Origin of the sequence: Janibacter sp. CX7 (genome assembly GCF_024362365.1) — a bacterium.
Lineage (GTDB): Bacteria > Actinomycetota > Actinomycetes > Actinomycetales > Dermatophilaceae > Janibacter.
This window is the reverse complement of record NZ_CP101464.1, coordinates 2,440,498-2,466,749: the sequence shown is the minus strand read 5'-3', so window position 1 is coordinate 2,466,749 and position 26,252 is coordinate 2,440,498. Positions and strand designations below refer to the sequence as shown.

The 26,252-nt window shown below is 70.7% G+C and carries 25 protein-coding genes; 16 read left to right on the top strand and 9 right to left on the bottom strand.

Going from position 1 to position 26,252, the window contains the following annotated elements:
• Positions 1 to 135 precede the first annotated feature (135 nt).
• From NMQ01_RS12095 to NMQ01_RS12085, 3 genes are all read left to right on the top strand, one after another.
• Positions 136 to 531, top strand: a complete 396-nt coding sequence (locus NMQ01_RS12095) for a hypothetical protein (RefSeq protein ID WP_255184177.1) — start codon at positions 136 to 138, stop codon at positions 529 to 531.
• On the top strand, positions 507 to 1,235 hold the full coding sequence (locus NMQ01_RS12090) for an ATP-binding cassette domain-containing protein (protein ID WP_369694814.1): 729 nt from the start codon (positions 507 to 509) through the stop codon (positions 1,233 to 1,235). Before NMQ01_RS12095 ends, NMQ01_RS12090 begins: the two co-directional genes overlap by 25 nt.
• Before the next feature lie 481 nt (positions 1,236 to 1,716).
• Positions 1,717 to 2,532 (top strand): hypothetical protein, encoded by an 816-nt coding sequence (locus NMQ01_RS12085; protein WP_255184176.1) that lies wholly within the window; start codon positions 1,717 to 1,719, stop codon positions 2,530 to 2,532.
• A gap of 625 nt (positions 2,533 to 3,157) precedes the next feature.
• Here the strand turns inward: NMQ01_RS12085 and serA are convergent.
• On the bottom strand, positions 3,158 to 4,360 hold the full coding sequence (serA, locus tag NMQ01_RS12080) for a phosphoglycerate dehydrogenase (RefSeq protein ID WP_255184175.1): 1,203 nt from the start codon (positions 4,358 to 4,360) through the stop codon (positions 3,158 to 3,160).
• Between the two features lie 110 nt (positions 4,361 to 4,470).
• On the opposite strand from serA, the gene NMQ01_RS12075 reads away from it, so the two are divergent.
• Positions 4,471 to 5,166, top strand: a complete 696-nt coding sequence (locus tag NMQ01_RS12075; protein ID WP_255184174.1) for an aspartate/glutamate racemase family protein — start codon at positions 4,471 to 4,473, stop codon at positions 5,164 to 5,166.
• Positions 5,167 to 5,217: 51 nt separating this feature from the next.
• On the opposite strand, the gene NMQ01_RS12070 is transcribed toward NMQ01_RS12075, so the two are convergent.
• Together NMQ01_RS12070 and NMQ01_RS12065 are read right to left on the bottom strand one after the other, a co-directional pair.
• Entirely contained in the window at positions 5,218 to 5,463 is a 246-nt protein-coding gene (locus NMQ01_RS12070) for an RNA-binding S4 domain-containing protein (protein WP_255184173.1), read from the bottom strand.
• 56 nt (positions 5,464 to 5,519) lie between these two features.
• The gene (locus NMQ01_RS12065) at positions 5,520 to 5,822 is read right to left on the bottom strand and encodes a WhiB family transcriptional regulator (protein ID WP_255184172.1); all 303 of its coding nucleotides are present in this window, start codon (positions 5,820 to 5,822) and stop codon (positions 5,520 to 5,522) included.
• A 181-nt stretch (positions 5,823 to 6,003) separates the two neighbouring features.
• Here NMQ01_RS12065 and guaB point away from each other — a divergent pair, with 181 nt between their 5' ends.
• Both guaB and NMQ01_RS12055 read left to right on the top strand, forming a co-directional pair.
• The gene (gene guaB, locus NMQ01_RS12060) at positions 6,004 to 7,545 is read left to right on the top strand and encodes an IMP dehydrogenase (protein ID WP_255184171.1); all 1,542 of its coding nucleotides are present in this window, start codon (positions 6,004 to 6,006) and stop codon (positions 7,543 to 7,545) included.
• A gap of 2 nt (positions 7,546 to 7,547) precedes the next feature.
• The gene (locus tag NMQ01_RS12055; protein WP_255184170.1) at positions 7,548 to 8,537 is read left to right on the top strand and encodes a hypothetical protein; all 990 of its coding nucleotides are present in this window, start codon (positions 7,548 to 7,550) and stop codon (positions 8,535 to 8,537) included.
• On the opposite strand, the gene NMQ01_RS12050 is transcribed toward NMQ01_RS12055, so the two are convergent.
• Together NMQ01_RS12050 and NMQ01_RS12045 are read right to left on the bottom strand one after the other, a co-directional pair.
• Positions 8,524 to 9,555: a P1 family peptidase gene (locus NMQ01_RS12050; RefSeq protein WP_255184169.1), complete on the bottom strand. Its 1,032-nt coding sequence runs from the start codon at positions 9,553 to 9,555 to the stop codon at positions 8,524 to 8,526. The genes NMQ01_RS12055 and NMQ01_RS12050 overlap by 14 nt on opposite strands.
• A gap of 26 nt (positions 9,556 to 9,581) precedes the next feature.
• Complete coding sequence (locus NMQ01_RS12045; RefSeq protein WP_255184168.1) at positions 9,582 to 10,820, bottom strand: PHB depolymerase family esterase; 1,239 nt, start codon at positions 10,818 to 10,820, stop codon at positions 9,582 to 9,584.
• A gap of 170 nt (positions 10,821 to 10,990) precedes the next feature.
• On the opposite strand from NMQ01_RS12045, the gene NMQ01_RS12040 reads away from it, so the two are divergent.
• Positions 10,991 to 12,013: a dipeptidase gene (locus NMQ01_RS12040; protein WP_255184167.1), complete on the top strand. Its 1,023-nt coding sequence runs from the start codon at positions 10,991 to 10,993 to the stop codon at positions 12,011 to 12,013.
• A gap of 1 nt (position 12,014) precedes the next feature.
• Here NMQ01_RS12040 and NMQ01_RS12035 read toward each other — a convergent pair whose 3' ends face one another.
• From NMQ01_RS12035 to NMQ01_RS12025, 3 genes are all read right to left on the bottom strand, one after another.
• Positions 12,015 to 12,254 carry an antitoxin gene (locus NMQ01_RS12035; RefSeq protein ID WP_255184166.1) on the bottom strand — a complete coding sequence of 80 codons (240 nt, stop codon included), beginning with the start codon at positions 12,252 to 12,254 and terminating at the stop codon, positions 12,015 to 12,017.
• 118 nt (positions 12,255 to 12,372) lie between these two features.
• Positions 12,373 to 13,080 (bottom strand): hypothetical protein, encoded by a 708-nt coding sequence (locus tag NMQ01_RS12030; RefSeq protein WP_255184165.1) that lies wholly within the window; start codon positions 13,078 to 13,080, stop codon positions 12,373 to 12,375.
• 164 nt (positions 13,081 to 13,244) lie between these two features.
• On the bottom strand, positions 13,245 to 14,909 hold the full coding sequence (locus NMQ01_RS12025) for a DHA2 family efflux MFS transporter permease subunit (RefSeq protein ID WP_255184164.1): 1,665 nt from the start codon (positions 14,907 to 14,909) through the stop codon (positions 13,245 to 13,247).
• 137 nt (positions 14,910 to 15,046) lie between these two features.
• Between NMQ01_RS12025 and NMQ01_RS12020 the strand changes: the two genes are divergently transcribed.
• From NMQ01_RS12020 to guaA, 6 genes are all read left to right on the top strand, one after another.
• A complete protein-coding gene (locus NMQ01_RS12020; RefSeq protein ID WP_255184163.1) occupies positions 15,047 to 16,168 on the top strand; it encodes a GuaB3 family IMP dehydrogenase-related protein in 1,122 nt (373 codons plus the stop codon).
• Positions 16,169 to 16,634: 466 nt separating this feature from the next.
• A complete protein-coding gene (locus NMQ01_RS12015; RefSeq protein ID WP_255184162.1) occupies positions 16,635 to 18,227 on the top strand; it encodes a succinic semialdehyde dehydrogenase in 1,593 nt (530 codons plus the stop codon).
• A complete protein-coding gene (locus NMQ01_RS12010; RefSeq protein ID WP_303707886.1) occupies positions 18,224 to 20,005 on the top strand; it encodes an FAD-dependent oxidoreductase in 1,782 nt (593 codons plus the stop codon). The genes NMQ01_RS12015 and NMQ01_RS12010 overlap by 4 nt, the downstream gene beginning before the upstream one ends.
• Before the next feature lie 33 nt (positions 20,006 to 20,038).
• Positions 20,039 to 20,791: an SURF1 family protein gene (locus NMQ01_RS12005; protein ID WP_255184161.1), complete on the top strand. Its 753-nt coding sequence runs from the start codon at positions 20,039 to 20,041 to the stop codon at positions 20,789 to 20,791.
• Positions 20,788 to 21,153 (top strand): DUF3817 domain-containing protein, encoded by a 366-nt coding sequence (locus tag NMQ01_RS12000; protein ID WP_255184160.1) that lies wholly within the window; start codon positions 20,788 to 20,790, stop codon positions 21,151 to 21,153. The genes NMQ01_RS12005 and NMQ01_RS12000 overlap by 4 nt, the downstream gene beginning before the upstream one ends.
• A gap of 43 nt (positions 21,154 to 21,196) precedes the next feature.
• Positions 21,197 to 22,774, top strand: coding sequence for a glutamine-hydrolyzing GMP synthase (guaA, locus tag NMQ01_RS11995; protein ID WP_192910702.1), 1,578 nt, complete (start codon positions 21,197 to 21,199; stop codon positions 22,772 to 22,774).
• A gap of 15 nt (positions 22,775 to 22,789) precedes the next feature.
• Here guaA and NMQ01_RS11990 read toward each other — a convergent pair whose 3' ends face one another.
• Positions 22,790 to 23,257 carry a hypothetical protein gene (locus tag NMQ01_RS11990; RefSeq protein ID WP_255184159.1) on the bottom strand — a complete coding sequence of 156 codons (468 nt, stop codon included), beginning with the start codon at positions 23,255 to 23,257 and terminating at the stop codon, positions 22,790 to 22,792.
• 69 nt (positions 23,258 to 23,326) lie between these two features.
• Here NMQ01_RS11990 and NMQ01_RS11985 point away from each other — a divergent pair, with 69 nt between their 5' ends.
• The 3 genes from NMQ01_RS11985 to NMQ01_RS11975 all read left to right on the top strand — a co-directional run bounded on the left by NMQ01_RS11985 (position 23,327) and on the right by NMQ01_RS11975 (position 26,252).
• The gene (locus NMQ01_RS11985) at positions 23,327 to 24,019 is read left to right on the top strand and encodes a 1-acyl-sn-glycerol-3-phosphate acyltransferase (protein WP_255184158.1); all 693 of its coding nucleotides are present in this window, start codon (positions 23,327 to 23,329) and stop codon (positions 24,017 to 24,019) included.
• Positions 24,020 to 24,111: 92 nt separating this feature from the next.
• Positions 24,112 to 25,455: a Mur ligase family protein gene (locus tag NMQ01_RS11980; protein ID WP_255184157.1), complete on the top strand. Its 1,344-nt coding sequence runs from the start codon at positions 24,112 to 24,114 to the stop codon at positions 25,453 to 25,455.
• The gene (locus NMQ01_RS11975) at positions 25,452 to 26,252 is read left to right on the top strand and encodes a type 1 glutamine amidotransferase (RefSeq protein ID WP_255184156.1); all 801 of its coding nucleotides are present in this window, start codon (positions 25,452 to 25,454) and stop codon (positions 26,250 to 26,252) included. The genes NMQ01_RS11980 and NMQ01_RS11975 overlap by 4 nt, the downstream gene beginning before the upstream one ends.

The following is a 26,252-nucleotide window of genomic DNA, read 5'->3' as shown; positions in this document are numbered from 1 at the left end:
CGTCATGCGCCGGTGGTTGAGGTGTGATGGCCCTCTGGTGGTTGTGGTGCGACGAAGGAGCCTCGAAACCACCCCTTGACATGAGTCGGGAGAAGGTGGAGCCTCATGCCATCACACAAGACGGGGGAGGGTTCCATGAAGCGCACGTTGATTGCGGTGGTGGGCGGGGTGGGGTTGGCGCTCATCCCATCAATGGCCTATGCAGTCACGGTGTCGTCGGACGATGGTTCGGGCACCTTTTATGTCCAGGAGTGGTTCACCAAGGGGTATGAGCGCAATGGCTCGCTCAAATCAACCCACGGTGACCCGGTGTACTTCAGCGGAAAGGTTGTCTTCGACAACGAGCCCGACTATAAGTGTGGCCGTTATACACCGGCCACAAGTTCGTTGACCGCTGTCAAGCGGCAGGGTTATCAATGTGTCGTCACGGCCATCTCGACGTCGAGCGAGGGCGGGAGCGATCAGATCTGCCGTGACGTCCCATACTCGCCGGACCCTTGCGGCTCGTGGTCGTCAACGATCCGAAAGTGAGTATTGGGACCCGAGCACTCAGTGTGAGCCGTGGCGGCCGCGAAGTGCTTCGATCCGTTACCTGCGAGTTTCCGCCGGGTTGTACCGTCCTCATGGGCCCCAACGGTGCAGGGAAAACGACCCTCTTCCGGGCGCTCCTTGGTGATATGAGAATCAACAGCGGGAGCGTTCTCCGTGGTGGCCGCCCCGTAGCCTCTTCCCACGACTGGCGAGTCTTGCGCGGTGACCTCGGGTGGTTGCCCCAGTCATTCGGCGCGCCGGATCGGGCCACTGTTTCGAGCATTATCCAGTACGCCGCATGGCTGAAACGCTGCGATGTCGATGTGGAGCGCGTTCTGTCGGCCGTGGGCCTCGCCGGTGTCGCTCGATCCCCTTTTGGACGACTTTCGGGTGGTCAGATGCGCAGGGTGGGAATCGCCTGTGCGCTGGTGGGCAACCCCCGCAGCATTCTCATGGACGAGCCCACAGTGGGTCTCGACCCGGAGCAGCGCGATGATTTTCACCGTAGAATTCGTGGCATTTCTACGGACACCTCGGTGGTGATTTCGACGCACCTTCTCGAGGACGTAGCGGCAGTGGCGCAGCGACTGGTCATCATCCACGATGGCGCGGTCCGGTTTGAAGGCACCCCAGCGGGCCTGACTGGTGTGTCAGCCCCCGAGGTAGCGGACGTGCGTGAAGGGTACCTGCGTGCGATTGCATGATCGTCGATGGGTTCGGCTCGTCATGCTGGATCGTCGAAGTGCGATCGTCCTCGGGTTGACCACTGCCATCGCCTCGGGACTGGTCGCTTGGGGCCGGCGGGAAACTTGGCACGGTGTGTGGACCGAGACCGATGCGATGATCGGCCGGACATTGATCGTGGCCCTTCCCGTGGTCTTGGGGACAGCGAGTTGGCTTGCCGCGTCGCGAGCTCGGAGCGGAATTGATCAGTTGGCAGTCGGCCCGCCGCACGAGCGAGTGAGGGCAGAGCGCCGCTTCGCGGCGGAGGTTGCCGCAGTCGCGACTCTGGGACTGACGACCACGGCTCTAGCGATGTGGGCACTGACGGCTGGAACTGCCACGCACGGACGACCACAGCCACTTGTGCTCATTCCCGCGCTCGGTTGGATCGCCGTCTCCTCAGTTCTCGGAGTCGTGGTTGGGGGCCGTTGGCCTCGTCGTTGGGTCCCTGCCGCGTCCGCCGTGCTGGGTTACGCGGCTGTCGTCCTCGTGCTTTTTCGAGCGGCGGCGCCGCCCTTCGTGGCGGCGCATCCCATCGATTTTCGCTCGATGACACTATTTTTCACGCCGGGCTGGATCTATCTCGTCCAAGCCTTGGTGCCGATCAGTCTGGCCAGTGGGATTCTCGGGTTCTTCCGTTGGATCGCTGCGGGGATCATCTCGATCAGCTTGTCGGGGTCCTTCCTCCTGTCCGACGTCGAACGTCAGCCGGACTGGGCAGCTGCGCGAACGGTGTGCATGACCCGACACCACGTTGAAGTGTGTGTGCCCTCAGTGAAAAGCTACCTGGCCGAAGACATCGCATCGACCTACCGCAGAGTCGTTAACGTCGCGCCATTGGCAGCCCCCGAGCAGGTGGTCCTCGTCGATGACGAAGGCGCTGTCTTCGACAGGAATCACGCAGAGGTGGTCCGCAGCCTGGCGTCAGGGCGGAGGATCTCTTTGTCTGACGCCGGACTGGACCTGTCGGCGCAGACCCGCCCCGATCGTCGCGTTCTGGAGGGTCTGTGGCTCAAGTCGCTGGTACGTCCTGGTGGCGCGGGCGACTCGCGAGCTCAGTGGGTCGTTGAACGTCAGGCATTGCGAGACCTAGGGCTTCCTAGCGACGGCAGCCTCTACCCGGGAGCGGCACCCCTCGATCAGATGCTCGCTGATCCGGAGGTGTCGAGGGTGGCGCGGAAGTGGCAGCAGCGTGGGCCAAGGGCGAGAGGTGAGTGGTTGTCGCGCAACGCCACGGCTTGGCGTGCCGGCGACATCTCACTTAAGGACCTCGGGTGAGGAGCCCGGGCGGCCAGTGGTTGGTGCGAGGTTTCGACGGCCGCTTGGCAGTCGACCTCTTCTTGGCCCTACTCCTCGCTGCGGGGCTCGCGCGTCTGTCAGCTTCGTGGCTGTTCCCCCACGAACCGCGGGGGACCTACGTGGACTCTCTGACCATCGCGGGTGCCTTGGTACCCCTGGCCGTGATGTCCAGGGTATTGGACGAAGCGCTCCCATCGGCGGTGCTCACTCGTTGCCGCTCCCTTGTGTGGCACCGCCTCATGTGGTCCGGTGTCTTCGTGGCGACGACCTGCTTGGGGATGGCCGCGGTGGCGGGCAACGCTCACCTCCCGGTTCCGCACATCATGTTGGTCTCGCTCCTCCTGTCGGGGATGGCGACGATGGCGGCGGCCAGTATCGGAGCCCGCGCCGCGTGGATCGCCCCGGCGTTATTGGTCGCCGTCTCTTCTGTGCCCGGAGTCGTCCCGCTCTCCGCCAACGTTCTCTACTCGCTGAGGTTCGGCGAACAACTCAAGGTCGCCGCAGCCTGCACGGCGCTCGTAGGTCTGGCGCAGTACGCGGTCATGGGTGCTCGTCCCCGGGTCGGGCCCCGAGCCGGGGACTTGGGGGACGGCAACTAACCGGATCAGACCGTGACGATGACGCGGACCTCGACGGTCTCGGGCAGGTCGCGCAGGCGCTGCTCGGTGTCGGCGGGCAGGTTGCTCGCGAGGTCGGTGACGGCGTAGCCGTACTCGCCCTTGGTGCTCAGCTGCTGGCTGTCGATGTTGACGTCGCCCTCGGACAGGATCGTGTTGACCCGGGCGAGGACGCCGGGGACGTTCTTGTGCAGGTGGAGGATGCGGGTGCTGCCCGCGGCGACGGGGGCGGCGACGGCGGGGACGTTGACCGACATCGAGGTCGCACCGGTGTCGGCCCAGTCGCGCAGCTTGCCGGCGACGTAGCGACCGATGTCGTACTGCGCCTCCTCGGTGGAGCCGCCGACGTGCGGGGTGAGGATGACGTTGGGGATGCCCTGCAGGCAGTTCTCGAAGGGGTCGCCTGCCTTCTTGGGCTCGCTCGGGAAGACGTCGACGGCCGCGCCGGCGATGTGCCCGGAGACGAGGTTGTCGCGCAGGGCCTCGAGGTCGACGACGAAGCCGCGGGAGAGGTTGAGGAAGAGGCTGCGCGGGCGCATCTTCGCGAACTGCTCGGCGCCGAAGGTGCCGGCATTGCCCGCGCGACCGTCGACGTGGAGCGTGATCGTCTCGCAGGTCTCGAGCAGCTCGTCGAGGCTGTCGCACTTCTTGGCGTTGCCGAGCGGCAGCTTGTCCTCGAGGTCGTAGAAGGAGACGTGCATGCCGAAGGCCTCGGCGACGACGGACAGCTGGGCGCCGATGTTGCCGTAGCCGACGATGCCGAGGGTGCGGCCGCGGACCTCGTGGGCTCCCTTCGCCGACTTGTCCCAGACGCCGGCGTGGAGCGCGGCATTCTTGTCCGTCAGGTGGCGGGCGAGCGAGATGATCTCGCCGAGGGCCAGCTCGACGACGCTGCGCGTGTTGGAGAAGGGGGCGTTGAAGACGACCGTGCCGGCCTGTGCGGCCGCGTCGAGGTCGATCTGGTTGGTGCCGATGCAGAAGGCGCCGACGGCCTTGAGCTCCGGGCGGGCCGCGATGACGGCCTGGGTGACCTTGGTCTTCGAGCGGATGCCGAGCAGGTCGACCCCCTCGAGGGCGGAGATCAGCTCGGCCTCGTCGAGGGCCCCGGAGCGGGTCTCGACCTCGAAGCCGGCGTCGACGAGCGCGTCGCGGGCGACGTCATGGATGTTTTCGAGCAGCAGCACCTTCACGCGTGCAGGGTATGCCCGGGCCCGGTGCGGCCGGGCAGGCGCCCGCGATGCGAACCACAGGGCGGAACGAAGACCCCACGGGGACAGGGCCGCTGGCTAGGGTGTGGGCCATGCGTCTCCTCGGTGTCCTCGGCGGAATGGGTTGGTCGGCGACGGCGGAGTACTACCGCCGTCTCAACGAAGGGATCGACGCGCGCCTGGGCGGCTTGCACAGCGCCCGCGTCCTCGTCCACAGCCTCGACTTCCAGCCGGTCGACGATGCCGAGAACGCGGGTGACTGGGACGAGATGGCACGGCTGCTCGTCGAGGGCGCCCGCAGCCTGCAGGCCGGGGGAGCGGAGGGCATCATCCTCGCCGCCAACACGATGCACGTCGTGGCGGACCAGGTCGCCGATGCCGTCGACGTCCCCTTCCTCCACATCGCCGAGGCGACGGCCCGCCGGGTCGAGGCCTCCCGCCAGCGCAAGGTCGGCCTGCTCGCGACCCTGACGACGATGTCCGGCGACTTCTACACCACGCCCTTCACCCAGCGCGGCATCGAGGTGATCCTGCCCGAGGAGGCCGAGCGGCCCGAGGTCGACCGGATCATCTACGAGGAGCTCGTGCACGGGGTCATCAAGGACTCCTCGCGCCGGGCGCTGCGCACGGTTCTGCAGGGGATGACCGACCGCGGCGCCGAGTGCGTCGTGCTCGCCGGCACCGAGCTCGGCCTCCTGCTCGAGGAGGACGACTGCCCCGTGCCGCTGCACGACACGACGGCGATCCACGTCGACCAGGCGCTCGACTGGATGCTCACCGAGGGCTGACGCCTCGCACCCGGTCCCTGAGGAAGGTTGCGCAGCAACCGCCTCGAAGGGCTACCAGGGGACGTCGATCTCGGCCTCTCCGGTGACGACCTCGACCTGCTGACCGGCGAAGCCCACGACGCTGCCCGCCCGGACCTGCGCGCCACGACGGGTCTCGACCTGACCGTCGACGCTCACCTCACCGGCAGCGATGACCTCACGGGCCATGACGCCGTCCTCCACGAGCCCGGCGAGCTTGAGCAGCTGGCCGAGGCGGATGGACTCGTCGCGGATGTGGACGGCTTCGGGGGAGGTCACCCCGCCAGCCTAGGACGCGAAGGGGGCACGCTCCGCCCCCTTCGTCGGGACGTGGTTCAGCCGGCGATGCCGGCGGCGGCGATGTCGCGCTCGGTGAGCGCGACCTGGCGCTCGTCCTCGGTCATGCCACCCCAGACGCCGAAGGGCTCGCGGATGGCCAGGGCGTGCTCGCGGCACGCAGCCATGACGGGGCAGCTCGCGCAGATCTCCTTCGCGGCGGCGTCGCGCAGGCGGCGGGCCGCGCCGCGCTCGCCGTCCGGGTGGTAGAAGGACTCGCTGCCCGTCTCGCGGCACGCGCCCTCGAACTGCCACTCCCAGTGGTCCGCGACCGGACCCGGCACCTTGTCTGCGTGCGCCATGTCTACCTCCGTGCTCAGGTGCTGCCGAGGAGGCATGCACCCCCGTCTCTTCTCAGCCAACCTAAGAAGATCGGCGCAAACAGAGGTCGACGAAAAGGTATGGGTTCGCCCTAGGAATCAGCCATTTGGTCAGCAATTGGTCAGGTCCGGGAGCGCCTCGGGGGTGGCTTAGGATAGGGAGATGGATTTCGGTGACCCGACCGCCCGTGACCACACCGGGGGCGCGGCTCCCGACCCCTTCGCCAAGCTCGGCCTGACCTATGACGACGTCCTGCTGCTGCCCGGCTACAGCGAGCTGGCGCCCGGCGACCTCGACACGACGAGCCGCCTGACCCGCGAGATCAGCATCAGGACGCCGCTCATCTCGGCTGCGATGGACACCGTCACCGAGTCGCGCATGGCGATCGCCATGGCGCGTCAGGGTGGCATCGGCGTCCTCCACCGCAACCTGTCCATCGAGGACCAGGCCTACCAGGTCGACCTCGTCAAGCGGACCCAGACGGGCATGATCACCAACCCCGTCGTCATCGGCCCCGACGCGACCCTCGACGACCTCGACCAGCGCTGCGGGGAGTACCGCGTCTCCGGCCTGCCGGTCGTCGACGACGCGGGCGTGCTCATCGGCATCATCACCAACCGCGACCTGCGCTTCACGCCGGTCGCCGAGTGGGCCACGACGCTCGTGCGCGACGTCATGACCCCGATGCCGCTGATCACCGCGCCGGTCGGCATCTCGCAGGAGGACGCGACCCTCCTGCTGCGCCAGCACAAGCGCGAGCGGCTGCCGATCGTCGACGACGCCGGCCGTCTCGCCGGCCTCATCACGGTCAAGGACTTCGTCAAGAGCGAGCAGTTCCCCAATGCGAGCAAGGACGCGCAGGGCCGCCTGCTCGTCGGCGCGGCCATCGGCTACTTCGGTGACGCCTGGGAGCGCGCGACCACGCTCATCGACGCCGGCGTCGACGTCCTCGTCGCCGACACCGCCCACGGCCACGTCAAGCTGCTGCTCGAGATGGTCGAGCGGCTCAAGAGCGACCCCGCGACCCGCCACGTGCAGGTCATCGGCGGCAACGTCGCCACCCGCGAGGGCGCCCAGGCCTTCATCGACGCCGGCGTCGACGGGATCAAGGTCGGCGTCGGGCCGGGCTCCATCTGCACCACGCGCATCGTCACCGGTGTCGGCGCCCCGCAGATCACCGCGGTCCACGACGCCTCCCTCGCCGCGAAGCCGGCCGGGATCCCGGTCATCGCCGACGGCGGCCTGCAGTACTCCGGCGACATCGCCAAGGCGATCGTCGCCGGTGCCGACACCGTCATGGTCGGCTCGCTCCTCGCCGGCTGCGAGGAGAGCCCGGGCGAGCTGATCTTCGTCAACGGCAAGCAGTTCAAGGCCTACCGCGGCATGGGCAGCCTCGGCGCGATGAGCAGCCGCGGCAAGAAGTCCTTCAGCAAGGACCGCTACTTCCAGGCCGAGGTCACGAGCGACGACCAGCTCGTGCCCGAGGGCATCGAGGGCCGGGTCGCCTACCGCGGCACCCTCGCCCAGGTCGCGCACCAGATGGTCGGCGGCCTGCGGCAGTCGATGTTCTACGTCGGCGCCGGCACCATCCCCGAGCTGCAGGCGAAGGGGAAGTTCGTCCGGATCACCTCCGCCTCCCTCAAGGAGAGCCACCCGCACGACATCCAGGGCATCGTCGAGGCGCCCAACTACAGCGCCCACTGACCGTGACCACCTCCGGGCAGGCGGGGTCCGGGGCTCCCGGACCCCGCCGCGGCCCCGCCCCGGGCAGCCTCGTCTGGTGGCTGGTGCAGGTCGTCGGGCTGGCCCTGGCCATGGGCCTGATGCTCGTGCTCGCCGTCGCCCTGATGATGCTCACCCGCATGCTCGTCGAGGGCGAGACCGAGCCGGACGCGCACCTGCCGACCCTGCTCGTGTGGTGGGTGCTGTGCGGAGGCTGGCTCCTGTGGCACCTCGTCCGCGGGTCGTGGCGCGAGCTCAAGGCCGAGGAGGTCCACGTCGACCTCGCGGGCAACGAGCTCACGGTCGACCGCTGGTCGCCGCCGCACGAGCGGGAGCGCTTCGCCGAACGGGTCGCGGCCGACGAGCGGGCCCGGGAGCGCGTGGAGTCCCAGCAGGCGAAGTCCCCGGAGCAGCCCCGGCCCCGGCCCGAGCCGACCGACGACGAGCTGCGTGCCGCTGCCGCCCGTCGTCGCGAGGTCGGTCCCGGCCTGCCGGAATCGGTGCGCGCGGGCCGGTGGGCGGTTCCCCTTCGTCGGCTGCGGCTGGTCGCGGCGATCTGCCTCTACCTCTGGCTGCCGGCGATCGTCGTCGGTGCCCTCGTCTCGCCGCTGGTGGGCCGATTCGTTGCCCGGGAGTGGGCGCTGCTCCCCTTCGTCCTGCTGCCGCTCGGCTGGCTGCTCATGTGGACGCACCACCTGCTCCGGCACCGGTGGCTGCGCACCCGCGAGAGCCGCAGCGACCTCGCCGGGCTCCACCTCGTCACGGCCTTCGTGCTCGTCGTGGTCTTCGTCCTCCTGGCCTTCACCGGTCTCGTCATGCGCGACGAAGCGCTCGGGGTCACCCTCATCAGCATCCCGCTCGCTGCCCTGTGCATCTGGGTCATCCGACACGAGGCGCGGCACCACATCTCCGACGGCTCGGACGACGACGGTCCGACCCCGGACGTCGACCTGACCTTCGTCACCTCCGACTGAGCGTCTCGCGATAGCCCGGCAGGGCAGCCCCGCCGGCATCCGTGTGGTCGACCGAGGCCGCGGCGAGCACCGCCCGGGCGATGGCCCGGCTCACGCAGTCGGCTGCCGCGGTCTGCAGCTCCACGACGTCGAAGGGGGTCGGCGTCACCTCGCCGGGGGTCGACAGCGCGAAGACCGTGTCGCCGTCGAAGGCCGTGTGCACGGGCGAGAGTGCCCGGGCGAAGCCGTCGTGGGCGACGCCAGCGAGCTTCGAGCAGCCGGCCTTGTCGAGCCGGGCATCGGTCGCGACGACCGCGAGCGTCGTCGCGGTCCCCGCGCGCAGCGCCTGCGCCTCGGCCGCCTGGCGCTCCCAGTGGGCTTGCACCGCAACGGGATCGGGCTCGGGGAGGTCGACCTCGCCCGGCACGAGCAGGCGCTCGGCGAGCAGCCGACCATCGGGGGAGAGGGGCGAGCCGACGGCGTTGACCGCGACGAGCGCACCGACCGTCGCGCCCGACGACAGGACGAGGCTCGCCGACCCGACGCCGCCGCGCAGGCCCCCGGCACGGGCCCCGGTGCCGGCGCCGACACCCCCTTCGTCCACCGGACCGTCGCTCGCCGCGAGGTAGGCGGCCCGCCCCTCGTCGGGCCCCGGGTGGTGGCGCCACGCGCCGGCGCGGCCGAGGTCGAAGAGGATCGCCGCGGGCACGATCGGCACGACCTCGCCGGGCCCGGGGCCGACCGGCCAGCCGCGGCCCTCGTCCGCGAGTGCGGCGACGACGCCGTCGGCGGCGGAGAGGCCGTAGGCGCTGCCCCCCGAGAGCACGATCGCGTCGACCGCGTCGACGAGGTTGCGCGGGTCGAGCAGGTCGGTCTCGCGGGTGCCGGGCCCACCACCACGCACGTCGACACCGGCCGTGGTGCCGACTGGTGGGACGACCACCGTCGTGCCGGTCAGCCAACCGGGTTCGTCACGGGTGGCGTGACCGACGCGGACGCCGGGCACGTCGGTGATGGCGTTGTGGGCTCCGGGGCGCATGTCCCCAGCATGCACCCCGGAGCGGGTCAGCAGCCGACCTTCCAGTAGCCGGGAGCGGTCTCCTCGAGCTCGGTCGTGGTGAAGACATTCCACAGGCCCATGGCGTCGCCGGAGCCGTTGGCGAAGGTCATCCCGCCGGACTGGTGGGCGCGGCCGGCCACGGTGTGGTCGTAGTTGCTCGCGGTGACGCACGCGCCGGGCTCCGGGTCGGGGTCACCGGGGTCGCCCGGGTCGACCGGGGCGCTGATGCCGAAGAAGGCCGCGTCGTGCCGCGCGGAGCAGATCGTGTCGAGGAAGTAGGCGCCCGCCTGGCCGCACTGGTCGGCACCGCTGCCGGGGTCGACCGGCGTGCCGTGGCCCATGCCCTGCACGGAGTACTCGACGACCTCGTCGCCGTAGGCGCGTCGGGTCGTGCCACCGCTGAGTGTCGTCGTCTCGGTCGCGGTCCGCGAGACCCCGGCGACGTCGGTGAACTGGTCGACGAGCTCGCGGGCATTGGCCGGCACGACCGTCGTGTCCGACGTGCCGTGCCAGACCGCGACCTTCGGGCGGGGACCGGAGTGGCCCGGATATCCGTCCCGCGCCAGCGCGCCCCACTGCTGCGGCGTCTTGTCCGGCGGGTTGCTCATGCACCCGAAGGCGTCGACCATCGACGTCGCGCACCGGAAGGGCAGGCCGGCGACGACCGACCCGCCGGCGAAGAGATCGGGATAGGTCGCGAGCATCGCCGACGTCATCCCGCCGCCGGCGGACAGGCCGGTGACGAAGGTGTTGTCGCTGCCGAGCGAGTGCGACGAGCGCGCGTGCGTGACCATCTGCGCGATCGAGGCGGCCTCGCCCTGACCGCGCGTGGTGTCGCCGGCCTCGAAGAAGTTGAAGCAGGAGTTGGCGTTGTTGCCCGACGACTGCTGCGGGTAGACGACGGCGAAGCCGTACTCGTCGGCGAGCTGAGACCACCCGGACCCCTGGTGGTAGGCCGCAGCCGACTGGGTGCACCCGTGCAGCGCGACGACCGTGGGCGCCCCGGCCGGCAGTCCGGCCGGCACGTACTCGTACATCGCGAGGTTGCCGGGGTTGGTCCCGAAGCCGGTCACCTGGGTGAGGGACCCAGCCGCGCTCGCCGTCGCCCCGGCCTCGGCTGCCCCGGACCCGGCCGCCCCGGACCCCGCCGCCCCGGGTGGCGCGGACGAGGAGCTCGTCGCCGACGCGGCGACCATCGCCCCGCTCAGCAGGACCGAACCGACGACCACCCGAAGTGCACGCATGTGACGCTCTCCTTGATCTCGCACCGGCGGCCTCGGTGACGCCGGTGTCACTGGTGCGGACCACCGTGGCGAGGCGTCCCCCTTCGGGCAATGTGGTGGTGCCCCACACCGCAGCGGTGCCGGCTGGCGGCCCTGCACGTGTGCTCGGGCCACGATGGTTGACTGGAGCGATGACGACGAGCAGCGAGCCCATCCGCGTCCTCGACGGCCACAACGACCTGCCCTGGCACCACCGCGAGGTGGCGGCCTACGACCTCGAGGCCTGCGACATCGCCGAGCCACAGCCGCACCTGCACACGGACCTGCCCCGGATGCGCGAAGGGGGTCTGGCCGCCCAGCTGTGGTCGGTGTGGGTGCCGTGCTCGATGGAGGGTGAGGACGCGGTCGTCGCGACGCACCAGCAGATCGATTTCGTCGAGGCGATGTGCCGACGCTACGAGGAGATGGTGCCGGCGCGCACGGCCGCCGAGGTCCGCGCCGCGTGGGCCGAGGGCAGGCACGCGGCGCTCATCGGCATGGAGGGTGGGCACAGCATCAACGGCTCGCTGCAGCACCTCGCCAACTTCGCCGACCGCGGCGCGCGCTACATGACGCTCACGCACAACGACAACACCCCGTGGGCCGACTCGGCGACCGACGAGCGGGTGCACGGCGGGCTGACCGACCTCGGGCGCGAGATCGTCGCGCGGATGAACGACCTCGGGGTCATGGTCGACCTGTCCCACGTGAGCGCCGAGACGATGCACGACGCGCTCGACGCGACGCGGTTGCCGGTGCTCTTCAGCCACTCGGGCGCCCGGGCCGTGTGCGACCACCCGCGCAACGTGCCCGACGATGTCCTCGAGCGCATCCCGGGCAACGGCGGGGTCGTCATGGCCAATGTCGTGCCGAAGTTCGTCAACCAGGCCCGCGCCGACGAGGTGCTCGGCCGCACCGACGTCGTGCCGGACCCGGTCGCGACGATCGAGCACGTCGTCGCGCACTTCGAGCACCTGCGCGAGGTGGTCGGCATCGAGCACGTCGGCATCGGCGCCGACTACGACGGGGTGGACGAGACGCCGGTCGGGCTCGAGGACGTCGCTAGCTATCCGCGCCTGCTCGGCGCGCTGGGGGAGCGGGGCTGGAGCCGCAGCGACCTCGAGGCCCTCGCGCACGGCAACGTGATGCGGGTCCTCGAGGCCACGGAGGTCTAGGTCAGAGTCGGCCGTCGGGGTGGACCGTCGAGCTGCGCACGGTCTCGCTGCCGGTGAGGTTCTTCTTCGCCATGGAGGAGAAGCCGGCGATCTGGGAGGTGTACTTCCCCTTCGTGCGGCTGTCGACGAAGCCGGTGGCCGTGTCGATGAACTTGGCGGCCTGCTCGGGGTTGTTGTGCGCCCACTGACGGGCGGCCTCGGCGGCGGTGATGATCACGGCGACGTTCTTGAACTTCGGCATGCGGGGTTCCTTCCCTCGTCGTGGTGTCCATCCTGCCCAACGACGGGGGCCCGGTGTGGATTCCGGACCCCCGTCGTCGCCCCCTTCGCCGCCTGACCCGACTGCCGGGCCCAGACCGTCAGAGGCCCTTGGGCAGGTAGGGCACGTTCCAGCCGGTGTAGCGGTGGGCGATGCTCGGGCTGACGTCCTTCTTGGTGAGCACACCCATCCGGTACCAGCCGCCGTACTTCCAGCCGGCGGAGTAGGAGACCTGGGTGAAGTCGCCGTCGCGGTCGTTGTCGACGGCCTCACGGGCGATCATCTTGGGCGCACCGGATGCCGTCGTCGTGCGCTGGTAGCCGAAGTCGGACCAGACCGACCCGTCCGTGACCCAACGCCACCGGTTGCGCGGGTCCTTGAGCGTCGTCAGGCGCCCGTCGCGGTAGGTGATGACCTGGTAGTAGGCGGTGTGGGCGCCGAGGTCGGTGAGCACGACGATCTCGTAGCCGTCCACGCCGTCGATGCGCGCCGCGCCGCGGTAGTGCTCGCTCGCCGTCGTCATGCTCCGGCTCGTCTCGGTCGTGGTCTGCAGGCGCTCACCGTCGGCGGTGACCACGCGGGTGGTGACCTTGCCCGTCCCGTCGGGCGAGGTCCTCAGGCCCACGGAGTCGGCGGTGCCGTCACCGTCGATGTCGGCGCGGCTGACGATCTTGCAGCCGGCGACCCCGGCGCAGGCATCGGGCGCCGCGCCGGTCCCGGAGTCGGCGGCCTGCGCGCTGCCGGCGAAGCCGGTGGCGAGCAGCGCGAGGGTGATGGCGGTCGTCGTGGTGGTGCGCACGTGCTTCATGTGTCTGTCCCCTGATGCTGCGGTCCCCTGTGGCCCGCGTCATGTCACCAGACGTGCGTCGGGTGCGGCCGGTTGCGTGGTCTGCAAAAAAACTTCCGAGCACGGCGAAGGGGGTCGCTCCCGACACCGGGAGCGACCCCCTTCGTCTGGGGTGGGGCAGAGCCTCAGTGCATGAGGACGGGCGCGCTCTCGCCCGGCTCCTCGTCGAGCATGTGGCTCTCCTCGTGCTTGCGCGGGAGGAAGGCCGCGACGACGAGGGTCGCGAGGCACATGAAGGCGGAGACCCAGTAGGTCGCGGCGAAGGCCTCGGCCATGTCGACGCGCACGGCGTGCATGAGCGCGGCCGCGCCGGCCTGCGGGTCCGAGGCGTACTGGCCCATGATCTGGGCGACCTCGGGCAGCTTCGCGAGGAGCTGCTGGACGGCGCCCGGGCTGCTCGCCTTGGCGCTCTCCTCGGCGAAGACCTGCGCCTGCCCGATGAGCGGGCGGTCCTCGAAGCCGCGCGTGAGGACGACCGAGGCGATGGCGACGCCGAAGGAGCTCGCGACCTGCTGGGTGATGTTGAGCAGGGTCGAGCCGCGGGCCACCTGGTGGGCGGTGAGCGCCTTGAGCGAGCTCGTCATCAGCGGCATCATCGTCGCGCCCATGCCCAGGCCCATGACGAAGAGCGCCGGGATGATGAAGCCCCAGTAGCTCGCGTCGGCGGACAGCTGGGTGAAGGCAAACATGCCACCGGTGATCAGGGCGATGCCGACCGGCACGATGCGGCCGACGGGGTACTTGTCGACGAGCATGCCGGCGATCGGCATCGTCAGCAGCGCGCCCAGACCCTGCGGGATCATCAGGACGCCGGCCATGGTCGTGCTCTCACCGCGCACCTGCTGGAAGTAGGTGGGCATGAGCAGCAGGCCGCCGAAGAAGGCCGCGGCAAAGAGGAACATCGTCAGGGCCGCGATGGAGAACTGCCGGTTGGCGAGCAGCCGCAGGTCGAGCAGCGGGTGCTTGGGGCGCATCGACCACCAGCCGAAGGCGAGGATCAGCACGAGGCCGGCGAGGGCGGTGCCGTAGACCTTGGGCGAGTTGACCGTGCCCTCCTCGGGGATCGAGGAGACGCCGTAGAGGAAGAGCGCGAGGCCGGGCGACATGAGCAGCAGGCCGACGACGTCGAGCGACTCGGTCGGCTCGGTGTGGTCCTTGGGCAGCGCGATGGCCGCGTAGACGAGCGCGATGATGCCCAGGGGCAGGTTGATCAGGAAGATCCAGGTCCAGCTCGGGCGGCCGAGCCAGTGGGCGTTGTCGATGAGCCAGCCACCGAGGATCGGGCCGCCGATGGGGCCCAGGAGCATCGGGACGCCGAGGATCGCCATGAGGCGACCGATCCGGTCCGGGCCCGCCGCGCGGGTCATGATCGTCATGCCGAGCGGCATGAGCATGCCGCCGCCGAGGCCCTGGACGACGCGGGCACCGATGAGCATGCCGATCGACGGGGCGAAGGCGCACAGCACGGAGCCGGCGACGAAGAAGGCGATGGCGGCGAGGTAGAGCCGCTTGGTGCCGAAGCGGTCGGCGGCCCACCCGGTGAGCGGGATGACGGTGGCCAGGGCCAGCGTGTAGGCGGTCACGGTCCACGCGACGGTGGAGTAGTGCAGCGGCTCCGGACCGGTCGCGAGGTCGGTCTGGAAGTGCGGCAGGGCGACGTTGACGACCGTGATGTCGAGGATCGACATGATCGAGCCGAGCACCACGACACCGGCGATCTTGAGCACGGCGGCGTCGATCTTGTCGGGGTACTCCTGTGGCAGCGAGGGGTCATGGGTGGATACGGACACAGGAGTCTCCTGGGATGGTGCGAAGGGGGGAGGCGGCGGCCTCGTCGCCACCCTGGCCGCGCGCGGATAGATGCATGCGTCGGCCAAGCAAGTATGCGCCCTCTGGTCCGCAGGGCCAAGCCCTTTAGGCTGGGCGGGTGAACGAGATCGAGATCGGCCGAGGCAAGCGCGGCCGCAGGGCCTACTCCTTCGACGACATCGCGGTGCTGCCGAGCCGGCGCACGCGCGACCCCGAGGAGGTCTCCCTCGACTGGCAGATCGACGCCTACCACTTCGAGATGCCGGTCATCGCGGCCCCGATGGACTCGGTGATGTCCCCGGCGACGGCCATCGCCTTCGGCGAGGCGGGCGGACTGCCCGTGCTCGACCTCGAGGGGCTGTGGACCCGCTACTCCGACCCGGAGCCGCTGCTCGCGGAGATCGCCTCGCTCGACCCGGTGATGGCGACCGCGCGCATGCAGGAGATCTACTCCGCGCCGATCCAGCCCGAGCTGATCACCGAGCGGCTGCGTCAGCTGCGCGCCGCCGGCGTCACCGTCGCGGGCGCGCTCAGCCCGCAGAACACCCAGCAGCACTGGAAGACCGTCGTCGACGCCGGCGTCGACCTCTTCGTCATCCGCGGCACGACCGTCTCGGCCGAGCACGTGAGCAGCCGCAGCGAGCCGCTCAACCTCAAGCGCTTCATCTACGAGCTCGACGTGCCGGTCATCGTCGGTGGCGCGGCCGGCTACACCGCGGCCCTGCACCTCATGCGCACCGGTGCCGCGGGCGTGCTCGTCGGCTTCGGCGGGGGAGCGGCCCACACGACCCGCCAGGCCCTGGGCATCCACGCCCCGATGGCCAGCGCCGTCGCCGACGTCGCCGCCGCCCGCCGCGACTACCTCGACGAGTCGGGTGGCCGCTACGTCCACGTCATCGCCGACGGCGGCCTCGGCACGAGCGGCGACATCGTCAAGGCGATCGCCTGCGGCGCGGACGCCGTGATGCTCGGTGCCGCACTTGCCCGCGCCGCCGAGGCCCCGGGCCGCGGCTACCACTGGGGCGCCGAGGCCCACCACCCCGAGCTGCCCCGTGGCGCCCGCGTCGAGGTCGGCTCCGTCGCCTCCCTCGACGAGGTCCTCTTCGGCCCCAGCCGGGTCGCCGACGGCACGACCAACCTCATCGGCGCCCTGCGTCGCGCCATGGCGACCACGGGCTACACCGAGGTCAAGGAGCTGCAGCGCATCGAGGTCGTCGTCGCCCCGCACCAGCCGAGCTGACCGGGGTGGTCTGACGATCCCTGAGGAGCTTGCGCAGCAAGCGTCTCGAAGGGCGCGTGCGGACCGGTTTCGCATTTCCTTAAGGTCGTGCGGCCTTCGAGACCCTGACGTTGCTCCGTACTCTGAGCCGCATGCCGGCGATGGGCGGAACGTCGGGCGCGATGACTGCGTACGCCGTTGCTCCGTACGGTGAGCGGCGGCTCAGAGCACGGAGCAACGGCGAAGCGCTGGCCGGCCGGCCGGGTGTGCTGGGTGGGGTGAGCTGCGGACCGTTGTACGGAGCAACGGCGTAGGGCGCGGCGCCGACCGAGGGCGCTGGCGGGGGAGATGCGGTTCGTCGTACGGAGCAACGGCGTCGTGGCGTGGCGTCGGCCCGGGCGGCCTCCGTCTCGGGGACCGGGGTGGCGTGCGTCTCGCCCACGGGCCACCTCTGGCGGGTCGGGGGGCCCCCGGTTACCGTGGGGTAATGACCTCGGAGATCATCGCTGACCCTGACCTCGACCCCACCGCCACATATGCGGTCGACCCGGGGCGGGCCCGGCGGCTGGCGAGCAGGGTGGTCGCGTCGCCGACGGCCGAGACCTTCACCCGGACCTCGCCGATGACCGGGGGTCCGATCGCGGTGCTGCCGCAGTCCACCGTGCAGGACGTCTCCCGTGCCATGACCGCGGCCCGGGCCGCGCAGCCGCGGTGGGCGGCGACCTCCCACGAGGAGCGACGCCGGATCTTCCTGCGCTACCACGACCTCGTGCTGGCGAAGCAGGTCGAGCTGCTCGACCTCGTCCAGATCGAGTCGGGCAAGGTGCGCAAGCAGGCCTTCGAAGAGGTCATCGACGTCGCGCTCGCGTCGCGCTACTACGCCCGCACCGCGGAGTCGCACCTGCGCCGCCGCAAGGTCGCCGGCGCCTACCCGGTGCTCACCCAGACCCGCGTCGACCACCTGCCCAAGGGCGTCGTCGGCGTCGTCTCCCCGTGGAACTACCCGCTGAGCCTGGCCATCAGCGACGCCATCCCCGCGCTCATGGCGGGCAATGCCGTCGTCCTGCGCCCCGACCAGCAGGGCTCGGTCACCGCGCTGGCCGCCGTCGAGCTGCTCGCCGAGGCCGGCCTGCCCGAGGGTGTCCTGCAGGTCGTGCTCGGTCCGGGTCAGGAGGCCGGCCAGGCGGTCGTCGACACCGCCGACTACGTCTGCTACACCGGCTCGACCCCGACCGGCCGCCGCGTCGCCGTGTCCGCGGCCGAGCGCCTCGTCTCCTTCAGCCTCGAGCTCGGCGGCAAGAACTCCGTCTACATCGCCGACGACGCCGACCTCGACCGCGCGGTCGAGGGCGCCGTGCGCGCGTGCTTCTCCAGCGCCGGTCAGCTGTGCATCTCCACCGAGCGCGTCCTCGTCCACGAGGCGATCGCCGACGAGTTCGTCCCGCGCTTCGTCGCGGCGGTCGACGCGATGACGATCGGCACCGGGCTCGAGTTCGGCTACGACATGGGCTCGCTCGTCAGTCAGAGCCAGCTCGACACCGTCACCCGGCACGTCGAGGACGCGGTGGCGAAGGGGGCGACCGTCCTCGCCGGTGGTCGGCACCGACCCGACATCGGGCCCTATGTCTACGAGCCGACCGTCCTCGAGGGCGTCACCGCCGCGATGGAGTGCCGTGACGACGAGACCTTCGGCCCGCTCGTGGCGGTCTACCGCGTCGCCGACGACGACGAGGCCGTGCGCCTGGCCAACGACACCTCCTACGGGCTCAACTCCTCGGTCTGGACCAAGGACGTGGCCCGTGGCCGGCGCATCGCCCAGCGGGTCAAGACCGGCACGGTCAACATCAACGAGTGCTACGCCGCCGCGTGGGGCTCGATGGGTGCCCCGATGGGCGGCATGAAGGACTCCGGCATGGGGCGCCGCCACGGCGCCGAGGGGATCCTCAAGTACACGGAGGCGCAGACCGTCGCGGCGCAGTACCTCCTGCCCATCGCCCCGGCACTGGGCATGAGCGACAAGACCTATGCCAAGGCCCTGACGGCCGGGCTGAAGCTGATGAAGATGGCAGGGATGAAGTGAACGCAGAGCTGACCACCGACACCGACGTCCTGGTCATCGGATCCGGTTTCGGAGGCTCGGTCGCCGCCCTTCGTCTTGCGGAGAAGGGATATCGGGTGACGGTCCTCGAGGCCGGCCGGCGCTTCGCCGACGAGGACTTCGCCGAGACCAGCTGGGACCTGAAGAACTTCCTCTGGGCGCCCAAGGCGGGCATGTACGGCATCCAGCGCATCCACATGCTCAAGGACGTGATGATCCTCGCCGGCGCGGGCGTCGGCGGTGGCTCGCTCAACTACGCCAACACCCTCTACGTGCCGCCGGAGGTCTTCTTCCGTGACCGGCAGTGGGGGCACATCACCGACTGGCAGGCCGAGCTGCTCCCGCACTACGACATGGCGAGCACGATGCTCGGCGTCGTCACCAACCCGTGCGAGAGCGTCGTCGAGGACGCGATGCGTGACGCGGCGCAGGAGATGGGTGTCGCGGACACCTTCCGCAAGACGCCCGTCGGCGTGCTCTTCGGCGCCGACGACTCCGCCGAGGAGCAGGGCCGCACCGTTGCCGACCCCTACTTCGGCGGGGCCGGACCGGCGCGCACGACGTGCACCGAGTGCGGCAACTGCATGGTCGGCTGCCGGGTCGGCGCCAAGAACACCCTGATGAAGAACTACCTCGCGCTCGCCGAGGGCCTCGGCGTGCAGATCGTGCCGATGCGCACGGTCACCCGCGTGGGTGTCGTGCCCGGCACCGAAGGGTTCGACGAGGTCTATCGGGTTCGCCACGAGGCCACGGATGCGTTGGGGGACAAGAGCGCTCGCGTGACCACGGCGCGCAAGGTCGTCGTCGCCGCCGGCACCTGGGGCACGCAGAACCTCCTCCACGAGATGAAGGCCGACGGTGAGCTGCCGGCGATCAGCGACTTCCTCGGTCAGCTGACGCGGACCAACTCCGAGGCACTCGTCGGGGCGCTCGCCGACAGCCCGCCGGAGGGGGAGCACGACCTGACGAAGGGCGTGGCCATCACCTCCTCCTTCCACCCCGATGCGGACACGCACATCGAAAACGTGCGCTACGGGCGCGGCTCGGACGCGATGGGGCTGCTCACGACCCTGCTCGCGCCCCCGCGCACCGGCCGCGCGCCGCGCTGGGCCAAGCTGCTCGCCGACCTGCCGCGCAACCTGCCGGCGCTCAAGGCGTGGTTCCCGCCGGGGACCCACTTCGCCGACAGCACGGTCATCGGCCTGGTCATGCAGTCGCTCGACAACTCGCTGACGACCTACCTGGCGACCGGGCCGGGCGGACGCCGCCGCTTGACGTCGAAGCAGGGCCACGGCGAGGAGAACCCGACCTACATCGCGTCAGGGCACGAGGGCATCCGAGTCCTGGCCGCCAAGCTGGCCGAGCGCATCGGGCGCCCCTTCTACCCGGGAGGCACGTGGAGCGAGGCCTTCGACATCCCGCTCACCGCGCACTTCCTCGGTGGGGCCCCCATCAGCGACTCGCCGGCCACCGGCGTCATCGACCCCTACCACCGTCTCTGGGGCCACCCGGGCATCAGCGTCGTCGACGGCTCGGCCGTCTCGGCGAACCTCGGGGTCAACCCCTCGCTGACGATCACGGCGCAGGCCGAGCGCGCCTTCTCGCTGTGGCCCAACGCCGGTGACGTCGACGCGCGCCCCGCGCAGGGTGATGCCTACCGGCGGCTCGACCCGGTCCCGGCCGACACTCCGGCGGTCCGCGAGTTCACCCACACGAGCTCGAAGGTGTCGCTGCCCATGCCGGCCGTGCGGAGGGCATGAGGGGCGCCCAGATCGCTCACGTAGCCTGACCGGGTGCTCCGGACCGCCCTTCGACCCCGCTGGCTGGGGCTGCTCGTGGTGGCGCTGGCCCTTGTGGTCCTGGGCATCGTCGCCGGTCGGTGGCAGTGGTCCGTCGCCCACGACGTGGCCCGGGCCGACGCGGTCCGTGAGGTGCAGGAGCGGCCGGTGCGGCCGCTCGCGGACGTCATGGCGCCGCACGAGTCCTTCCCCGACGAGGGGTCGGGCCAGCGGGTCACGGCGACCGGCCGCTACGCCGGCGAGCCGCTCGTCGTCGTCGACCGGCGCTACGAGGGGCAGGCCGTCGACTGGGTCCTCGACCGCTTCGTCGTCGAGGGCACCGGTGCCAACCTTGCCGTCGTCCGGGGCTTCGTGCCGACGGGGGAGGACCCCCCTTCGGCCCCGCGGGGAACCATCGACCTCGTCGGCTCGTTGGCGCCACCGGAGGCCCCCGACGAGACCGGGGGCATCGAGGACGGACGGCTGACGTCCGTCGACATCGCCCAGCTGGTCAACGAGTGGCCGGGCGAGATGTACAACGGCTTCGCCTTCGCGGTCACCGAGGACGGTGGCGCGACGGCCGAGGACCTCGAGCGGGTGCCGCCGCCGCTGCCGGACACCTCGCTGCAGTTCCGCAACGTGATGTACGCCTTCCAGTGGTGGATGTTCGCGGTCTTCGCGGTGTGGATGTGGGTGAAGATGGTGCGCCAGGAGGCACGCCGGGAGCAGGCGGGCGAGCCCGCCAGGGAGTTGGAGGAGTCGACGTGAGCGACGAGACGCAGAGCCAGACGCCGAGCCCGAGCACGGGCGCCCCGAGCGCCGACCCGCGGGCGATCGCGACCGCCCTGGGTGTCTTCCGGGTGACGGCGATCCTCGCCGGTCTGGCGATGTTCGTCCTCATCGTCGAGATGGTGCTCAAGTACGGCATGGGCAACGACGCGCTCTCGTGGTGGTCGCCGGTCCACGGCCTGATCTTCATGGTCTTCGCCGTCGCGACGGCCAACCTCGGCTTCAAGGTCGGCTGGTCCGTCGGCCGGATGATCCTCACCCTGCTGCTCGCGTGCATCCCCTTCGTCGCCTTCGTCGAGGAGCGTCGGGTCGTCCGCGAGGTCACGCCGCTCACCACCTGAGGTTGACGAAGGGGGAGTGCCCTCGCCCCGGTAGCCTGTGCGCGTGACGGAATCCCTGAAGACCTCCCCGGTCCTTGTCGTCGACTACGGCGCCCAGTACGCCCAGCTCATCGCCCGCCGCGTGCGCGAGGCGAAGATCTACAGCGAGGTCGTGCCGCACACGATGCCGGTCGCCGAGATCCTCGCCAAGGAGCCGGCCGCCGTCATCCTCTCCGGTGGCCCCTCGTCGGTCTACGCCGAGGACGCCCCCTCGCTCGACGTCACGCTGCTCGAGGCCGGGGTCCCGGTCTTCGGCATGTGCTACGGCTTCCAGGCGATGGTCCAGGCGCTCGGCGGCACCGTCGAGCGGACCGGGCTGCGCGAGTACGGCTCGACCCGCGCGCAGGTGAGCGACCGGGAGTCCACCCTCTTCAACGGCCAGCCCGCCGAGCAGTCGGTGTGGATGAGCCACGGCGACTCGGTGACCGAGGCCCCCGAGGGCATGCGGGTCACCGCGAGCACCTCCGGCGCGCCCGTCGCGGCCTTCGAGGACGACGAGCGTCGCCTCTACGGCGTGCAGTGGCACCCCGAGGTGCTGCACTCGACCTTCGGCCAGCCGGTTCTCGAGAACTTCCTCGTCCGCGGCGCCGGGCTGAGCCCCGACTGGACCGCGGACAACGTCATCGACGAGCAGGTCGAGCTCATCCGCGAGACCGTCGGCGAGGACCGCGTGCTCTGCGCGCTCTCCGGGGGTGTCGACTCCTCCGTCGCGGCCGCGCTCGTCCAGCGCGCCGTGGGCGAGCAGCTCACCTGCGTCTTCGTCGACCACGGTCTGCTGCGGCAGGGCGAGGCCGAGCAGGTCGAGGAGGAGTTCGTCGCGGCGACGGGGGTCAAGCTCGTCGTCGTCGACGCCAAGGAGCGCTTCCTCGGCGCTCTCGCCGGGGTCACCGACCCCGAGGAGAAGCGCAAGATCATCGGTCGCGAGTTCATCCGCGTCTTCGAGCAGGCGGCCCGCGACGTCGTCGGCGAGGGCGACGAGTCCGGTCACCCCGTCAAGTGGCTCGTCCAGGGCACGCTCTACCCGGACGTCGTCGAGTCCGGCGGCGGCACCGGAGCGGCCAACATCAAGTCGCACCACAACGTCGGCGGTCTGCCCGACGACCTGCAGTTCAAGCTCATCGAGCCGCTGCGCGCGCTCTTCAAGGACGAGGTCCGGCAGGTCGGGCGCGAGCTCGGCGTCCCCGACCCGATCGTCGACCGCCAGCCCTTCCCCGGGCCGGGCCTGGGCATCCGGATCATCGGCGAGGTCACCGAGCACAACCTCGACATCCTGCGCCGCGCCGACGCGATCGCCCGAGAGGAGCTCACCGCAGCCGGCCTCGACAAGGAGATCTGGCAGTGCCCGGTCGTCCTGCTCGCCGACGTCCGCTCCGTCGGCGTCCAGGGTGACGGCCGCACCTACGGCCACCCGATCGTGCTGCGGCCGGTCTCGTCGGAGGACGCGATGACCGCCGACTGGACCCGCGTCCCCGGCGACGTCCTCGCCCAGATCTCGACGCGGATCACCAACGAGGTCGAAGAGGTCAACCGGGTCGTGCTCGACGTGACGAGCAAGCCGCCGGGCACCATCGAGTGGGAGTGACCCTCCCTTCGTCCGTCAGGAGCCGAGGAGGGCGCCGCCGAGGCCGCACGCGCAGATGAGCAGCACGGTGGCGACGATGATCGCGATCATCACGCCCAGCCCCTTGCGGGACTGCTGCACGTGCCCGATGGAGCCGGTCGTGAACTGGTGCCACGGCACGGCGTAGAAGCCCGGCACCGTCGTGCCCTGCTGCACGTCGACCTCCATCGAGGCCTGCCCGTAGCGCCGCATCCACTGGGTGTGCACGTCGACGCGGTGCCGCCCCGGGCGAAGGGGGAAGAAGTTGGGTCCGAAGGTGGCCGGCACGACGTAGCCGTCGATCTGGACCGTCGGCGTCAGCCCCGCGGTGAAGCCGTTGCCCTGCAGCGTGAGCAGCAGCGCCCCGTGACCCGGCGGCGGCTGCATGAAGCTCGCCTGCGGGCCGGAGACCGGCATGACGGGCTGCTGGCCGTGGGGCTGGTGCGGGGGAGGAGGCATCGTCATGGGGCCGATGCTTGCCCATGAGCCGGACGGGCGCCAGTCGGGTCCACGGGCGCTGGTTACGCTGGCCGGGTGAGCAGCAAGCCGGCGATGCGCGTCCTCGAGTGGCTCCTGCGACGGGTCATCGTGGGGCCACCGCTCAAGGCATGGCTGCGGCTCGAGGTCGAGGGCGCCGAGCACGTGCCCGAGACCGGTCCGGTGATCATCGCGAGCAACCACCTGAGCTTCGTCGACTCGATGGTCATCCCGCTCGCGGCCGGGCGCAAGGTCGGCTTCCTCGGCAAGGCCGAGTACGTCACCGGCACCGGGGTCAAGGGCTGGCTGAGCCGCCTGTGGTTCGGCGAGTTCGGCGGCATGATCCCCGTCGACCGCGACGACGCGCGGGCGGCCGCACGCTCCATCGAGGTCGCCGAGGAGCACCTCGCGGGCGGTGGCGCCTTCGGCATCTACCCGGAGGGCACGCGCAGCCGCGACGGGCGCCTCCACAAGGGGCGCACCGGCGTCGGGCGCCTGGCCGTCGCCTCCGGGGCCCCGGTCGTGCCGTGCGCGCTCGTGGGCACCGACAAGGCGCAGCCGATCGACGCCCGGGGCATCCGCCCGCACCGGGTGACCGTGCGCTTCGCCCCGCCGGTCGACGTCGCCGCCCTCGAGGCGCAGTACGTCAAGGGCAAGCTGCTGCGCGCGATCACCGACGAGGTGATGGACGCGATCGCCGAGCGCTCGCCCCAGGAGCGCTCGGCCGACTTCGCCGACCGATCCGCCTGAGCGGTGGCCGGGTCGAGCTCTCATGCCAATGCTCGAGCTGGACACAGCGGAGGCTTCGTCGTCGGGCTGACCCGGCTGGGTACGCTGACCCGGTGCTGAAGACCGCAGTCGCCGCATTCGCCGGCAAGGCCGCCCGCCGCGCCGCCCGCCTCCGAGGCGGTGGATCCGGAGGGTCCGCCCTGCCGGGCCTCGTCGCCGAGAAGATCGACCCCGGCTTCCTCGCGCACGCGCTCGGCGACGTGCCGGGCGGGATCGTCGTCGTGTCGGGGACCAACGGCAAGACGACGACGACCAAGATGCTCGTCGCGCTCCTGCGCGCCCACGGCCAGACGGTCTTCACCAACCCCACGGGCAGCAACTTCACCCGTGGCGTCATCTCCGCGCTCCTCGCCGAGCCGCTCCAGCGCGGCCGGCTCCGGGCCGACATCGCCGTGCTCGAGCTCGACGAGGCGCACGCCCTCCACTTCGCCCGGGCCGTCGCGCCGACGCACGCGCTGCTGCTCAACGTCGCGCGCGACCAGCTCGACCGTTTCGCCGAGATCGACCACACCGCAGGCCTGCTCACGCAGCTCGCCGGCATGACGACGCAGGGTGTCGTGCTCAACCGCGACGACCCCTTCGTCAACCGCATCGCCACGACCGTCGGGTCCGGCATGGACATCGCGTGGTTCGGCCTCGACGCCTCGATCGCCGACCGCCTCGGAGAGCTGCAGGAGCACGACTCCCGCGGCGGCGACGCGTGGCAGCCGCCGGCCCTCACCGCCCGCGACGCCCTCCTGCGGCCGGTCGACGAGCAGCAGCTGAGTGTCGTCTTCGGCGAGCAGGGCGAAGGGGGGACCGTCGGCCCGGTCGAGCTGCGCCAGCGCGGCCTCGCCGCGATGATCAATGCCACGGCCGCAACAGCCACGGCCCGGGCACTCCTCGGCGACGGCTTCCGCGCCGAGGCCGCCGAGCAGGCGCTGCGGACGGTGGCACCCCCCTTCGGCCGGGGTGAGGTCGTCGACGCCGACGGGACCCCGCTCGAGCTGGTCCTCGTCAAGAACCCCGCGGGGTTCACCGTGGCGCTGGGCACCTACGGCTCGTCGCCGGTGGCCACGATGGTCGCGATCAACGACGACTATGCCGACGGCCGCGACGTGTCGTGGCTCTACGACGTGAGCTTCGAGTCCTTGCGGGACAAGGGGGTTGCCGTGACCAGCGGTGTGCGCGGCTGGGACATGGCGCTGCGGCTGCAGTACGACGACGTGCCCGTGGCGGCGACCGAGGTCGACCTGGCCAAGGCGCTCGAGCGCTTCCTCGCCAACCACCGTGACGAGCCGAAGCGCATCTTCTGCACCTACACCGCGATGCTCGCGCTGCGCCGCATGCTCGGCGAGCGCTACGACCTGCCCGAGATGGGCGTCGACGCGGACGAGACCCAGGGAGCCCAGCGATGAGTGCAGCCGACCTCGACGTCCCGATCCTCGGTGAGCCGAGCGGGTCCGCGCTGCCCGCCGACCCGGGTGCCGAGGGCAAGGGCGAGATCCACCTCGTCCACCTCTACCCGCGCGAGATGAGCATCTACGGCGACCTGGGCAACACCCGCTGCCTGGCCGCGCGCATCCGCCGGCACGGCTACGTGCCCGTCGTCCACCAGCACCACCCGGGGCAGGACTTCCCCGAGCAGGCGCACCTCGTCGTCGGCGGCGGTGGCCAGGACTCGGGGCAGTCCAAGGTCGAGGAGGACCTCGCGCGGATCGGCGATCGGCTGCGCTCTCTCGCCGCCGACGGCACCCCGATGCTCATGATCTGCGGCATGTACCAGCTCTTCGGCAAGGCCTTCGTCACCGTGCAGGGGGAGCGGCTGCCCGGCCTGGGCATCCTCGACGTCACCACCCAGGGCAACGAGAAGCGGATGATCGGCCCGATCGTGCTGAGCACCGACCACGGCGACGTCGTGGGCTACGAGAACCACTCGGGATCGACCACGCTCGGGGCGGGGCAGGCTCCCTTCGGCCGGGTGCGGCACGGCATGGGCAACAACGGCACGGACGGGACCGAGGGTGCCGTCACCGGCCACGTCATCGGCTCCTACCTCCACGGGCCGATCCTCCCGGCCAACCCGCGCCTGGCCGATGCGCTCATCGGGTGGGCGGCCGAGCTGGCGACCGGACGGGACTTCGAGCCTGCGTCGCTCGACGACGAGGTGGCGCGGCAGGCGCACTCCCGTCAGGTGCGCCGGCTCGTCGGCTGA

Coding starts and splice junctions, on each gene's coding strand:
- NMQ01_RS12095 (WP_255184177.1), top strand. CDS start 136: ATGAAGCGCACGTTGATTGCGGTGGTGGGCGGGGTGGGGTTGGCGCTC.
- NMQ01_RS12075 (WP_255184174.1), top strand. CDS start 4,471: ATGCGTCTCCTCGGTGTCCTCGGCGGAATGGGTTGGTCGGCGACGGCG.
- NMQ01_RS12065 (WP_255184172.1), bottom strand. CDS start 5,822: ATGGCGCACGCAGACAAGGTGCCGGGTCCGGTCGCGGACCACTGGGAG.
- guaB (WP_255184171.1), top strand. CDS start 6,004: ATGGATTTCGGTGACCCGACCGCCCGTGACCACACCGGGGGCGCGGCT.
- NMQ01_RS12050 (WP_255184169.1), bottom strand. CDS start 9,555: ATGCGCCCCGGAGCCCACAACGCCATCACCGACGTGCCCGGCGTCCGC.
- NMQ01_RS12045 (WP_255184168.1), bottom strand. CDS start 10,820: ATGCGTGCACTTCGGGTGGTCGTCGGTTCGGTCCTGCTGAGCGGGGCG.
- NMQ01_RS12040 (WP_255184167.1), top strand. CDS start 10,991: ATGACGACGAGCAGCGAGCCCATCCGCGTCCTCGACGGCCACAACGAC.
- NMQ01_RS12035 (WP_255184166.1), bottom strand. CDS start 12,254: ATGCCGAAGTTCAAGAACGTCGCCGTGATCATCACCGCCGCCGAGGCC.
- NMQ01_RS12030 (WP_255184165.1), bottom strand. CDS start 13,080: ATGAAGCACGTGCGCACCACCACGACGACCGCCATCACCCTCGCGCTG.
- NMQ01_RS12015 (WP_255184162.1), top strand. CDS start 16,635: ATGACCTCGGAGATCATCGCTGACCCTGACCTCGACCCCACCGCCACA.
- NMQ01_RS11990 (WP_255184159.1), bottom strand. CDS start 23,257: ATGACGATGCCTCCTCCCCCGCACCAGCCCCACGGCCAGCAGCCCGTC.
- NMQ01_RS11975 (WP_255184156.1), top strand. CDS start 25,452: ATGAGTGCAGCCGACCTCGACGTCCCGATCCTCGGTGAGCCGAGCGGG.